Origin of the sequence: Gemmobacter sp., assembly GCF_016792925.1 — a bacterium.
GTDB lineage: Bacteria > Pseudomonadota > Alphaproteobacteria > Rhodobacterales > Rhodobacteraceae > Gemmobacter.
The window spans coordinates 1-11,906 of the sequence record NZ_JAEULU010000039.1 but is presented as its reverse complement, the minus strand read 5'-3'; the positions used below and the strand labels follow the sequence as shown (position 1 = coordinate 11,906).

13 protein-coding genes are annotated in these 11,906 nt (G+C 68.8%); 7 read left to right on the top strand and 6 right to left on the bottom strand.

All coding sequences use genetic code 11. The features are described 5' to 3' along the window. From JNN06_RS02035 to JNN06_RS02020, 4 genes are all read left to right on the top strand, one after another. Positions 1-784, top strand: a 784-nt coding sequence (locus JNN06_RS02035; RefSeq protein ID WP_291237932.1) for a DUF2063 domain-containing protein, incomplete at its 5' end; no start/stop codon positions are given. Beyond that, positions 781-1,197, top strand: a complete 417-nt coding sequence (locus JNN06_RS02030; RefSeq protein ID WP_291237931.1) for a DoxX family protein — start codon at positions 781-783, stop codon at positions 1,195-1,197. The genes JNN06_RS02035 and JNN06_RS02030, both read left to right, overlap by 4 nt. Positions 1,198-1,248: 51 nt before the next feature. After that, entirely contained in the window at positions 1,249-4,704 is a 3,456-nt protein-coding gene (smc, locus tag JNN06_RS02025; protein WP_291237930.1) for a chromosome segregation protein SMC, read from the top strand. Continuing rightward, complete coding sequence (locus JNN06_RS02020) at positions 4,701-5,048, top strand: hypothetical protein (RefSeq protein WP_291237929.1); 348 nt, start codon at positions 4,701-4,703, stop codon at positions 5,046-5,048. The genes smc and JNN06_RS02020 overlap by 4 nt, the downstream gene beginning before the upstream one ends. Positions 5,049-5,119: 71 nt before the next feature. Here JNN06_RS02020 and JNN06_RS02015 read toward each other — a convergent pair whose 3' ends face one another. The 4 genes from JNN06_RS02015 to JNN06_RS02000 are packed head-to-tail and all read right to left on the bottom strand — an operon-like array spanning position 5,120 to position 8,440. After that, entirely contained in the window at positions 5,120-5,677 is a 558-nt protein-coding gene (locus JNN06_RS02015) for a hypothetical protein (RefSeq protein ID WP_291237928.1), read from the bottom strand. Next, on the bottom strand, positions 5,674-6,576 hold the full coding sequence (locus JNN06_RS02010) for a glycosyltransferase family 2 protein (RefSeq protein ID WP_291237927.1): 903 nt from the start codon (positions 6,574-6,576) through the stop codon (positions 5,674-5,676). Before JNN06_RS02010 ends, JNN06_RS02015 begins: the two co-directional genes overlap by 4 nt. A gap of 2 nt (positions 6,577-6,578) precedes the next feature. Continuing rightward, entirely contained in the window at positions 6,579-7,490 is a 912-nt protein-coding gene (gene cbiB / locus JNN06_RS02005; protein WP_291237926.1) for an adenosylcobinamide-phosphate synthase CbiB, read from the bottom strand. Continuing rightward, a complete protein-coding gene (locus JNN06_RS02000; RefSeq protein ID WP_291237925.1) occupies positions 7,487-8,440 on the bottom strand; it encodes a threonine-phosphate decarboxylase in 954 nt (317 codons plus the stop codon). Before JNN06_RS02000 ends, cbiB begins: the two co-directional genes overlap by 4 nt. Positions 8,441-8,624: 184 nt before the next feature. Between JNN06_RS02000 and JNN06_RS01995 the strand changes: the two genes are divergently transcribed. Continuing rightward, a complete protein-coding gene (locus tag JNN06_RS01995; RefSeq protein ID WP_291237924.1) occupies positions 8,625-8,972 on the top strand; it encodes a hypothetical protein in 348 nt (115 codons plus the stop codon). Here the strand turns inward: JNN06_RS01995 and JNN06_RS01990 are convergent. After that, entirely contained in the window at positions 8,969-9,514 is a 546-nt protein-coding gene (locus JNN06_RS01990; RefSeq protein WP_291237923.1) for a L,D-transpeptidase family protein, read from the bottom strand. The two genes, JNN06_RS01995 and JNN06_RS01990, sit on opposite strands and share 4 nt — an antisense overlap. Next, a complete protein-coding gene (locus tag JNN06_RS01985) occupies positions 9,511-10,695 on the bottom strand; it encodes a MalY/PatB family protein (RefSeq protein WP_291237922.1) in 1,185 nt (394 codons plus the stop codon). The genes JNN06_RS01990 and JNN06_RS01985 overlap by 4 nt, the downstream gene beginning before the upstream one ends. 115 nt (positions 10,696-10,810) lie before the next feature. On the opposite strand from JNN06_RS01985, the gene def (JNN06_RS01980) reads away from it, so the two are divergent. Together def (JNN06_RS01980) and def (JNN06_RS01975) are read left to right on the top strand one after the other, a co-directional pair. Next, complete coding sequence (gene def, locus JNN06_RS01980) at positions 10,811-11,329, top strand: peptide deformylase (RefSeq protein ID WP_291237921.1); 519 nt, start codon at positions 10,811-10,813, stop codon at positions 11,327-11,329. Beyond that, a complete protein-coding gene (gene def, locus JNN06_RS01975; RefSeq protein WP_291237920.1) occupies positions 11,330-11,824 on the top strand; it encodes a peptide deformylase in 495 nt (164 codons plus the stop codon). Positions 11,825-11,906: the final 82 nt, after the last annotated feature.

Sequence of the window (11,906 nt, the reverse complement as noted above, 5' to 3'; positions counted from 1 at the left end):
CATGGCCTATACCGTTTCGCCGTCGAAAACCGGCGAAACGGTAACGGAATATACACATTTCCCGGCGCAAACTGGCCCAAGGGTAACACCCTGTACACTTGAGGCCGTGGGGCGACGGTTTGATGTGTATCGCAACAATGTGGCGCATGGCTTGAGCCGGGCGCTGGCCGCGCGCTTTCCGGTGGTGGAGCGCGTGGTGGGGGCAGAATTCTTTGCCGCCATGGCGCAGGTGTTTCTGAAGACGGGCTTACCGCAAAGCCCGCTGCTTTTGGCATGGGGACAGGATTTCCCGGCCTTTCTGGAAGGGTTCCCGCCGCTGGCGGGCCTGCCCTGGCTGCCCGATGTGGCGCGGCTGGAACTGGCGCGGGGGGCGGCCTATCACGCGGCGGATGCGGCGCCGCTGTTGCCCGAGGCGCTGATGGCGGCGGCGGCCGATGCGGGAGCGGCTCGGCTGGCCTTGCACCCTTCGCTGACGGCGCTTGCGTCGCGCTGGCCGGTGGTGACGGCCTGGGCGATGAACCAGCCGGGAGGCGCGCCCGCGCCCTTGCCCGCTCAAAAGCCGGAGGCCGCGCTGATCCTGCGCGACCGACGCGACGAGGTGCTGGTGCAGGAGATCGGGCCGGGCGATCTGGCCTTCATCGCCGCTTTGCAACGCGGTGAGACGTTGTTGCAGGCAGCAGCAGAGGGGCTGGCGGCAGAGCCGCACCATGCGCCCGCCGGGATTTTGACAACCCTCGCCCGCGCGGGGGCGCTGGTCGGGCTTTCGATGGGAGACGACAGATGATGGCACGGGTGAATGCGCTGCTTGACCGCCTGGGATGGGACATTCCGGCGCTGGCGCTGCGGGTCTTTCCGGCGGTGGTGTTCTGGCAATCGGGGCGCAGCAAGGTGGAGGGGTTTCAGATCAAGGACAGCACCTGGTTCCTGTTTGAACAGGAATACAAGCTGCCGCTGATCCCCTCGGACTGGGCGGCGGTCATGGCCACGATGGCCGAACATGCGCTGCCGGTTCTGCTGGTGCTGGGGCTGGCCACGCGGCTTTCGGCGCTGGCTTTACTGGGGATGACGGCAGTGATCCAGCTGTTCGTCTACCCGGAGGCCTGGCCCACGCATGGGCTTTGGGCGGCCTGTTTTCTGGCACTGGTGGCGCGGGGACCGGGGCGGCTGTCGCTGGATCATCTGCTGCGGCTTGGTTGACTTAAGGCGGCTGAGGGCCGACGATGCGCGGCCCAAAGACCGGAGATTCCCTTGCGGTTCACCCGCCTGCGCCTGAATGGATTCAAGAGCTTCGTCGATCCGACGGAGTTGGTGATCCATGACGGCTTGACCGGCGTGGTGGGGCCGAATGGCTGCGGCAAATCGAACCTGCTGGAGGCGCTGCGTTGGGTCATGGGCGAAAACCGCCCCACGGCAATGCGCGGCGGCGGCATGGAGGACGTGATCTTTGCCGGGGCCGCCACGCGCGGGGCGCGGCATTTCGCCGAAGTGGCGCTGGTGATCGACAATGGCGACCGGCTGGCGCCCTCGGGGTTCAATGACGCCGATCAGCTGGAGATCGTGCGGCGGATCACCAAGGATGCGGGCTCGGCCTACAAGGCCAATGGCCGCGACGTGCGGGCGCGCGATGTGCAGATGCTGTTTGCCGATGCCTCCACCGGGTCGCAATCGCCGGCGCTGGTGCGGCAGGGCCAGATTGCCGAGCTGATCAACGCCAAGCCCAAGGCGCGGCGGCGCATTCTGGAGGAAGCGGCAGGGATTTCAGGCCTGTATCAGCGGCGCCACGAGGCAGAGCTGCGGCTGGGCGCGACCGAGACCAATCTGGCGCGGGTGGATGACGTGCTGGAGCAACTGGCCGGGCAACTCGCCACGCTGGCGCGGCAGGCCCGGCAGGCAGCACGCTATCGCGAGATCGGCGAGGAGCTGCGGCGCAGCGAGGGCATGTGGCTGTGGCGACGCTGGCGCGAGGCCGATCAGGCGCGGGCCGAGGCCGAGGGCGCCTTGCGCGACCGGCTTCTGCTGGCGGCGGCGGCGGAAAAGGCGGCGCGGGCCGGTGTCAGTGCGCGGGAGGCGGCCGAGGCGGTTTTGCCGCCCAAACGCGAGGAGGAGGCCATCGCGGGCGCGGTGCTGCAACGGCTTGTGGTGCAGCGCGATGCCTTGGGCGATGCGGAGGCCCGGGCGCGCCAAGTCATTGAAACGCTTCAAGGTCGCATCGCGCAGCTGGCGCGGGATATGGAGCGCGAGGCGGGGCTGAATCGCGATGCGGGCGAGACGATCGCGCGGCTGGATTGGGAGCTGGCGCAGCTTGTGAAGGCGCATGAAGGCCATGACGACAAGCTGGCCGAGGCCATGGAGGTGGCGCGCGAGGCGGGCGCCATTCTGGCCGAGCGCGAGGCGCAGCTGTCGGAGCGGACCGAGGATGCGGCCCGGCTTTCGGCGCGGCACCAATCGGCGCAGCGCTTGCTGGCGGAGCTGCGGGTGACGCTGGACCGGGCCGAGGGCGAGGCGGGGCGCGCGCGCGCGGCGGTGGAGGCGACGGCAGACGCGCAGGATCTGGCGGCCGAGGCGCAGGAAGCGGCGGCGATGGCGCAGGAGGAGGCGGCTGACCTCGCGATGGCCGCCGAAGAGACCTTGGCCAGCGCCGAGGAGGCACGGGCGGCGGCGCAACTGCGCGAGGCCGAGGCGCGGGCGGCACGCTCGGGCGCCGAGGGCGAGGCCAATGCGCTGCGCGCCGAGGTGCAGGCTTTGGCCCGGCTGGTGGAGCGCGAGGCTTTGGCCGGGGCGCAATTGCTGGATCGCTTGCAGGTGGAGCCGGGCTATGAGGCGGCGCTTGGCGCGGCCTTGGCCGATGATCTGCGCAGCCCGGAGCTGAGCGGGGCGGCGCGCTCGGGCTGGGCCTTGCTGCCGGGCTATGATGTGGAGCAACCGCTTCCTGCGGGCGTGGCGCCCTTGGCCGCGCATGTGACGGCGCCGCCGGTTCTGGCGCGGCGGCTGGCGCAGATCGGGCTTGTGATGCGCGAACAGGCGCAGGCCGTTCAGGTGAATTTGCTGCCCGGTCAAAGGCTTGTGAGCCTTGAGGGCGATCTGTGGCGATGGGATGGCTTTTGCGCCGGGGCGGAGGATGCGCCCTCGGCGGCGGCGCTGCGGCTGCGGCAGTTGAACCGGCTTGTGCAGCTCAAGCGCGATCTGGAGGAGGTCGCGGCCCGGGCGGCGGGCGCGGCGCAGGCGCATGAGGCCTTGCAGGCGCGGCTCGCAGAGCTGAACCGCGCCGACCAGATGGCGCGCGAGGCGCGGCGCGCGGCGGATCAAAGGCTGACCGAGGCGGGCCGGGCGCTGGCCAAGGCCGAAGCGGACCGCGCGCTGGCGGCGGGGCGGCTGGAAGCGGCGCGGCTGTCGGTCACGCGGTTCGACGATGAGGCGATGGCGGCGCGCGGGCGGCTTGCGGAGGCCGAGGCGGGCGCGGTGGCGCTGCCCGATCTGGACGCGGCGCGCACGGCGGTGGAACAGCTGAAAATGGCGGTCGAAGCCGCGCGCATCACCATGATGTCGGCCCGTGCGGGTCAGGATGAGGTGCGGCGCGAGGGCGAGGCGCGGGTGCGGCGGCGCCAGGAGGTGCAAAAGGAGCTGTCGGGTTGGCGCCTCCGGCTGGAAACGGCGGAAAAGCGCAGCGGCGAGCTGGCGGAGCGCAAGGCCGAGGCCGAGGAGGAGCTGGCCGAGGCGCGCGAGGCGCCCGAGGAGTTGGCGATCCAGCGCGAGGATCTGGCGGCGGCGATCGAGGAGGCCGAGGCGCGGCGCGGCAAGGCGCAACAGGCGTTGATCCTTGCCGAAACCGCGCTGCGCGAGGCGCAGATTGCCGAGCGCGATGCCGAACGGCTCGCCGGCGAGGCGCGCGAATCCCGTGCGCGCGCCGATGCCCGGGCCGCGGCGGCGCGCGAGGCCGTCGAGGCGGCTGCGGCGCGGATCCGCGAGGAAACCGAGCATAACCCCGCGCAATTGCTGGAGGTTTTGGCGGTGAACCCCGACAGCATGCCCTCGGTCGAGGTGCTGGATACCGAGGTGAACCGCTTGAAGCGCCAGCGCGAGGCCTTGGGCGCGGTGAACCTGCGCGCCGAGGAAGACGCCAAAACGGTGCAGACCGAGCATGACACTCTGGCGCAGGAAAAGACCGATCTGGAGGCCGCGATCAAGACGCTGCGCGGAGGCATTCAGGGGTTGAATCGTGAGGGCCGCGAAAGGTTGCTGACGGCGTTCGAGCAGGTCAATGGCTCTTTCGGCGCGCTTTTTACGCATTTGTTTGGCGGCGGCGAGGCCCGGCTGGTGCTGGTGGAATCCGACGATCCGCTGGAGGCGGGGCTGGAGATCATGTGCCAACCGCCGGGCAAGAAGCTGTCGACGCTGAGCCTTTTGTCGGGCGGCGAGCAGACCCTGACCGCCATGTCCTTGATCTTTGCGGTTTTTCTGGCCAATCCGGCACCGATTTGCGTGTTGGACGAGGTGGATGCGCCGCTGGATGACGCGAACGTCACCCGGTTCTGCGATCTGCTGGACGAGATGACCCGGCGCACCGAAACCCGCTTTCTGATCATCACGCACCATGCGGTGACCATGGCGCGGATGGACCGGCTGTTCGGGGTAACCATGCAGGAACAGGGGGTCAGTCAGCTGGTCTCGGTGGACCTGAAAAAGGCCGAGGCTTTGGTGGCATGACACTGGATGATGTGGTTTCCCGGCTGGAGGCAGCCGGATTTTGTGGCATTGAGGCGGATGGGGGCGTGGTTTACGCGCGCATCGCCGCGCAGGCGCCAGAGTTCCGGGCCGAGGCGCGCGAGGCGGGGTGGCGGCTGGTGCTGCCGTGGAATGTGCGCCCGCTAGATGCCGCGATGGCCGAATGGAACGCCCGGATGGGACGCGCCCGCATGGAGGTGATGGCGGGCGAGGCGGCGCTGGTGATGCCGTTCGGCGATCTGGCGCAATGGGCTGCGCTGGCGGCCGAGGCGGAGGCGCATTTCATCCGCTGGCGTCGGGCGCGGCGCCCGGCGGAGGGGATGTAACCCTTTCTTAACGGGAATCAGCTGAACTGGCCGGACCGCGCGGGATGCGGGGAAAGGCAGGTTTCAGGACATCAGGGCTGTTTGCGGATCAGGTCGCCCCGCCGGATCACGCCATCTTGCTCGACCGAACACAGGATACCACGCAGGCGCAATTCGGGATGACCGGGGGCTGTGATCCAGTCTTTTGCGTCACGCCCATAGCGGGCCTTCCATTTCACGCAACCATCGTTGAACACGTCGCTGACCCGGATCACCGCCGATCCGATGGACAGCAGCGTGCCGACGGGCAGGTTGGCCTCTGACGTGTCGAGATCGGCGATGATCGTGTCGCCGGGATGCGGCGTGCCCATGCGGTCGCGCCACACCAGATCCATGACGCGGCGGGGCAGGATGGAAACCTGGATGCGCGGATCGCCGCTGCCATCGGGCAGTTTGAGCCAAGGCGCAGAGGTGAAACGCTCGCCCGGCACGCCCTCCCGGCGGGTGAGGGTCAGCTGTTCGGGGAACTCGCGTTGGTTGAACCCGGGGCGGAAGCAGAGTTGCAGCACCTCTGCCGCGTCTTTCGGGGCAGCCAGCACCTTGGGCAAGGCGGCCATCAGCGCGGCCATGGTGATCGGGGCTTCGGTCATGTCAGGCTCCTCAGGGCGGCAATCTTGGGGCGCAGGGTCAGGCTGGCCTCGCGCAGCAGGCCTTCGCGGCGCAGCAGGGCGAGGGCATCGGGCGTGGCGGTCTGGACGCGCAGATAAAACGCCTCCAGTGCGGCTTCGGTTGCCTCTTGCAGGAAAGCCTGCAATTCGGGCTTGAGAACATAGGCGCCGCGCGCCAGGCGAAAAGGCAGCTGCGCGCGCCAGCGCACCGGGTCTTGCGCGTGAAAATGCAGCACGGCCATGCCGGGGGCGGGCGCGCCGGGGGGCACGCGCTCGCCCCGGATATTGGCGCCGTGAATCCAGGGGCGCAGCCCGGCAATGCCGGTGCGGAAAAAGCACTTGCCGATGGCATGCGACAGCACGCCTGCGGGCAGAAGCGGTGCATAGGGGCCGAACACCTGCGCGCGGTGGTCGGCGTGATGCGGGCCGGACAGTTCGGCGCGGAAATGGCGGGCGGTGAAGATGTCATCGTCCATGGCGGGATCGTGCAGCGCCTCCCAGGGGGCGATGCGCAGCAGCGGGCGATGGCGGGGCACCCGGTCGAGAAGGGCGGGGATAGGGGCGTCGGAGGTCAGAAATTCGTCCACATCCAGATGCAGCATCCAGGGCTCGGACTGGCTGCGATACAGGATCTGGGCGTTGAACGCCTGCCGGGCCTGATGCTTGTCGGGGCGCGGCAGGCGGTGGCTGGCCCAATAGGCGTCGTCGCAGGCCAGCGCCTCGACCCGGGGCAGCCCCGCCACGGCGGCCATCGCGGGATCGGCGGGATCGTCGAAACACAGCCGGATGCGCGCAGGGCCGAGGGGCAGGTGATGCGCGACAAAGGCCAGAACCTGCTCGGCGGGGGCCTTCACCGTGGCGATGATCGACCAATCCGCCATGGTCAGAGCAGCGCCAGCAGCACGGTCAGGCCCAGCATCAGCCCCCAGGCCCGCCACAGCGCGGTGCAGGCGGCGTCGATCTCGGCCGGGCCGGGATCGCGGCGCCCCTCGGGATAGACCCAGGGGAAGCTGCGCATCTCGCCCTCATAGCTGCGCGGGCCGGAGAGCGAGAGCCCGAGGGTGACGGCCATGGCGGCCTCGGGCCAACCGGCATTGGGCGAGCGGTGCAGCGGCGCATCGCGCAGGATGATCGGGGCGGCGTCAAAGCGCAGATGGGCCACGGCCAGCAAAAGCGCGGTGAGGCGGGCCGGGATCAGGTTCATCAGGTCGTCAAACCGGGCGGCGGCCCAGCCAAAGTCCTCGTGCCTGAGGGTGCGGTGGCCGATCATGCTGTCGGCGGTATTGGTGATCTTATACAGCAACAGGCCCGGCAGCCCGCCGACCAGATACCAGAACAGCGGCGCGATGACGCCATCCGACAGGTTCTCGGCGGCGCTTTCGATGGCGGCGCGGGCGATGGCGGGGCCATCCATCGCGGCGGTGTCGCGACCCACAATGCGCGCGACCATGCGGCGCCCCTCGGGCAGGCTTTCGCGCAGGCCGCGTGCCACGGCGGCGACGTGATCGACCAGGCTGCGCTGCGCCAGCAGGATGGCGACCACCGCAATCTCGATCAGCCCGGCATCGGGCAGGGCGTGCAGCAGGGCGCCGAGCCCGAGCGCGCCGATGCCAAGGAGTGACATCGCCGCCACACCTTTCAGGCGGCGCTGCGCCCCATGGTTCCAGCGCTGGTCGAGCCAGCCGATCGCGCGCCCCATCAGGACGGCGGGGTGGGGGGCGCGCGACCACATCCATTTCGGCTCGCCCAGGGCGGCATCGAGCAGCATGGCGGGCAGCAGCAGAAGGGCGGTCATGCGCAGCTCTCCAGCGCGGCGGCGAGGCGGTCCCAGCCATGGCCGGGCGGCAGGCCAAGGCGCAGCCAGCGCGGGTTATAGGGGAAGCAGCGGCTCCAGATCTGGTGGCGGGCGAGGGCGGTTTGCCAGGCTGCGGCCTCGGGCAGATCATAAAGGCGGAACAGCGTGGTGCCGCCGACGAGGCGCGCGCCGCGCGCGGTGACGAGACGGTCAAGCCGGTCGGCATCGCAAGCGAGGCGGCTGCGGGTGGCCTCGGCCCAGGCCGTGTCGGCCAGCGCCAGCGCCCCGGCATGCAGGGCAGGGCCAGAGACGGCCCAGGGCCCGATCAGCGCCGCCATCGGGGCCAGCGTTTCCGGGTGGCCGATGGCAAAACCCAGCCGCAACCCGGCAAGGCCCCAGAATTTTCCGAAACTTTTCAATATGATGGTGCCGGGCGAGGCGGCGCGGGCAATCTGGGTCGCCTCGGGCGTCACGTCACAGAAACTTTCGTCGATCACGGTCAGATGCGTGCCGCCATCGCCCGGCCAGAACCGCCCGTCGGGGTTGTTGGGATGCACCACGACACGGACCGGCGCGGGAACGGGGGCGGGGCCATCGCTGACCGGCAGGCCTGCGGCGCGGAAGGCGCGGGCATGTTCGTTATAGGTGGGGCCGGGGATGGCGGCGGCGGCGGGGCAGAGGCCGGGCATGCGCGCGATCAGCGCCGAGGCGCCGGGCGCGGGCAGGATCATGGCGCCCTCCGGCACGTCCCAGAAGCGGCGCGCGGCCTGCGTCAGGGCGCTGAAGGCGGCCTGATCGGGCAGGGCGGTCCAGGCCTCGGGCGGGAAGGCGGGCAGCGGCCAGGGCTCGGGGTTGATGCCGGTCGAGAGGTCCATCCAGTCGGCGCGGTGGCCGCCAAAGCGCTGCGCTGCCGCGTCGATACCGCCGCCGTGATCGGGTGTGTCTGTCATGCTGCCCTCTGTCTTGCCGCCAGAATGCCGATTGTGCGGGCGAAGGCAACGGTGGCCGAGATGCAACGCCCGCGTCACATTCATGCAACTGTCGCGTTTGGCCGTTATCCTGTCGCCGCGTTGACTTGATTTTAACGCGATCCGCCCGACACTTGAGGTCAGGCGGGGCGAAGGAGGAGCGGCCATGCTGGAACATATGCCCGAGGAGCTGCGCGAGGGGATGCGGCTGAAACTGCAACGGCAGGCGCGGCGGTCGCGGCTGCGGGTGCAGATCGGCGCGGCGGTGTTCCCGGTGATCGGGCTGACCGACAGCGCGCTGAGTTTCGATGCCGAGAAGGCGCCCCGGCTGCGCGGGCTGGTGGATGTGTTCGACGGGTCGCGCCATATCCTGCAAGCGCTGATCGTGGCAAGCCGGGTGGAAGGCGGGCTGATGATCTGCGAGTTCAAGCGCAGCACTTTGGTGAGCGAGCGCCCGGCGCTGGATTATGCCCGCGACCCTGACGCCCCGGCGGGGCTATTGCCGCGGCATTAGGGCCTGATTTCGACGCTGGTGCCATTCGGCGTGGCGGCCCAGAGTTCCTCGATCTCCGTGTCGGAAACGGCGATGCAGCCAGCGGTCCAGTCTTGCCGCAGGGTGGCTTGGCCCTTGCGGCTGTTGGGTTGGCCATGGATGAAAATGTCGCCGCCGGGGTCATGGCCTGCGGCGCGGGCGCGGCTGATGTCCTCGGCTTGCGGGTAATCGAGGCCCAGCGACAGGTGATAGGCGCTGGCGGCATTGCGGCGGTTGATGCGGAAGCGGCCTTCCGGGGTGCGGCCATCCCCCTGCCGCAGCTTGTCGCCCTGCGGCGCAAAGCCAAGGGCGATGGTGTAGGTTTTCAAGGGCTTGCCATCGCGGAACACCACCATGCGGCGGGCGGCTTTCTCGATCAGGATATGGTCGACCGGGCCTTGCAGGGCGGTCGCGGGCGGGTGGGGCAGGGGTTGCGGCGGCAGCCACAGCAGGACCGCCGCCCCGATCAGCCCAAGCAGGGCCAGCGCGGAAAACAGCCCGGCCCCGCGCTGGCGCTTTTTCATTGCAGATCCGCGAAGGCGGCCTGCAGGCGGGCCACGGCCTCGGCCACCTGGGCGCGCGGCGCGGCGATGTTGAAGCGCAGGAAGCTGTCGCCACCCGCGCCGAAACTCTCGCCATGGTTCGCGGCGATTTTCGCGCCTTTCTGCACGCGGTCGATGAATTCGGATTTTCTCATGCCGGTGCCGGAGAAATCGACCCAGGCCAGATAGGTGGATTCGAGCGGCATGGAGCGCAGGCCGGGAATGGCGTTCACCCCTTCGTCGAACAGGCGGCGGTTGCCGTCGAGATAGGCGGTGAGCGCATCGACCCAGGCCGCGCCCTCGGGCGAATAGGCGGCAGTGGCCATGAAAAGGCCAAAGGAATTGGCCGAAATACCCAGTGCATTCATCCGCGTGGCAAAGCGCGCGCGCAAGGCAGGATCGGGGATGATGACATTGCCGGAATGGCTGCCCGCGATGTTGAAGGTCTTGGTGGTGGCGGTCATCACCACCATGCGGTCCAGCGCCTCGGGCGCGGCCAGCGGCATGACGGTGTGTTTTTGGCCCGCAAAAACAAGATCATGGTGAATTTCATCCGAGACCAGAATGAGGTCGTGTTGCACGCAGAAATCGGCGACAGTGCGGAGTTCGGCCATGCTCCAGACCCGGCCGCCGGGATTGTGCGGCGAGCAGAGGATGAGCATGCGGGTGGTCGGCGTCAGCCGCGCCTCCCAGGCGGCGGTGTCGAAGGTATAGCGGCCCTCGGTCACCTCCAGCGGGCATTCGATCACCTCGCGCCCGGCGGCGCGGATGACGCGGGCGAAGGCGTGATACACCGGCGTCATCAGGATGACGCCATCGCCGGGTTGGGTGAAGGCATCGACGCACAGCGCAGTGCCGTTCACAAGGCCATGGGTGGTGAAGATCGCTTGCGGTTCGACCTGCCAGCCATGGCGGGTTTCCATCCACCAGCGGATCGCGGCGAGATAGTCGCTCTCATCGCCATAATAGCCGTAAAGCCCATGGGCGGCCATGTCCTCCACCGCCTTTTGCACGCAGGCCGGGGGGCGGAACTCCATATCCGCGACCCACATGGCGATGCCTTCGCCCGGGGGAACGCCGTAAAGCTTTTCCATCATGTCCCATTTCACGGAATGGGTGCCGATGCGGTTGATCGTCTCGTCAAAGTCGGGAGTCTGGGTCATGCGGGCCTCGCTGCTGCGGCGGCAGGGTAACGCGCCGATTGGCGGGTGCAAGGGGCGCTTGGCATTGCGCGGCGGGCCGATTGCAACGAGGCGGGGAACCGCGTAAATCGGGGGCATGAAACGCCCCATCCTGATCCATCCCGACCCGCGTCTGAAGAAACTGTGCGAGCCTGTGGCGGAGATCACGCCCGAGATCGCGCAGCTGGCCGAAGACATGCTGGAAACCATGTATGACGCGCCGGGTGTGGGCCTGGCCGCGCCGCAGATCGGCGTGACCAAGCGGGTGATCGTGCTCGATTGCAGCAAGGAGCAGGACGCGCGCCGCCCGCTGGCCATGGTGAACCCGGAGGTGGTCTGGGAATCCGAGGATCTGTCGCGCTATGAGGAGGGGTGCCTGTCGATCCCCGAGCAATATGCCGAGGTCGCGCGCCCGGCCGAGGTGCGGGTGCGCTGGCTGGGCCTTGATGGCGCGGTGCAGGAAGAGCAGTTCGCGGGCCTCTGGGCCACCTGCGTGCAGCATGAGATCGACCATCTGAACGGCAAGCTGTTCATTGATTTTCTGGGCCCGCTGAAGCGCCAGATGATCACCCGCAAGATGGAAAAGCTGAAGCGCGAACGCGCGCGGCAGGCGTAAGTGGCGGTTCTGCCGATTTTGCGCTGGCCGGATGCGCGGCTGTCGACGCGCTGCGCCGAGGTTGGCGTGGTGACGCCTGCGGTGGTGGCGCTGGCGGGGGATTTGCTGGAAACCATGTATGCGGCGCCGGGCCGGGGCCTCGCTGCGCCGCAAGTTGGGGTGTTGCAACGGGTTTTCGTGATGGATACCGGCTGGAAGGATGGGCCGCGCGCGCCGCGTGTCTTCATCGACCCGGATATTTTCTGGATGTCGGAAGATCGGGCGGTGGGGCCGGAGGGCTGTCTGTCGCTGCCGGGCCTGACGACAGAGATCAGCAGGGCGCGGGCGGTGCATCTGCGCTGGACGGGCCTTGACGGCGCGTTGCACGAGGATCGCTTGGTGGGCTTTGACGCGATCTGCGCCCAGCATGAATTTGACCATCTGGATGGCATCGTGACGCTGCATCGGCTGTCGGCCGAGGCGCGGGCGCGGGCCGAAGCGGAGTATCGCGCATGAGCGTTCGGCCCTGTCTGCAATGGCCCGACAAGCGGCTTTATACGGCGGCGGCGCCGGTCGAGGCGATCTCGGACGAGCTGCG

What these genes read in the sequence shown, in the direction of transcription:
- JNN06_RS02030 (WP_291237931.1), top strand. Translation starts at nt 781, where the DNA reads ATGATGGCACGGGTGAATGCGCTGCTTGACCGCCTGGGATGGGACATT.
- JNN06_RS02020 (WP_291237929.1), top strand. Translation starts at nt 4,701, where the DNA reads ATGACACTGGATGATGTGGTTTCCCGGCTGGAGGCAGCCGGATTTTGT.
- JNN06_RS02015 (WP_291237928.1), bottom strand. Translation starts at nt 5,677, where the DNA reads ATGACCGAAGCCCCGATCACCATGGCCGCGCTGATGGCCGCCTTGCCC.
- JNN06_RS02010 (WP_291237927.1), bottom strand. Translation starts at nt 6,576, where the DNA reads ATGGCGGATTGGTCGATCATCGCCACGGTGAAGGCCCCCGCCGAGCAG.
- cbiB (WP_291237926.1), bottom strand. Translation starts at nt 7,490, where the DNA reads ATGACCGCCCTTCTGCTGCTGCCCGCCATGCTGCTCGATGCCGCCCTG.
- JNN06_RS02000 (WP_291237925.1), bottom strand. Translation starts at nt 8,440, where the DNA reads ATGACAGACACACCCGATCACGGCGGCGGTATCGACGCGGCAGCGCAG.
- JNN06_RS01995 (WP_291237924.1), top strand. Translation starts at nt 8,625, where the DNA reads ATGCTGGAACATATGCCCGAGGAGCTGCGCGAGGGGATGCGGCTGAAA.
- JNN06_RS01990 (WP_291237923.1), bottom strand. Translation starts at nt 9,514, where the DNA reads ATGAAAAAGCGCCAGCGCGGGGCCGGGCTGTTTTCCGCGCTGGCCCTG.
- JNN06_RS01985 (WP_291237922.1), bottom strand. Translation starts at nt 10,695, where the DNA reads ATGACCCAGACTCCCGACTTTGACGAGACGATCAACCGCATCGGCACC.
- def (WP_291237921.1), top strand. Translation starts at nt 10,811, where the DNA reads ATGAAACGCCCCATCCTGATCCATCCCGACCCGCGTCTGAAGAAACTG.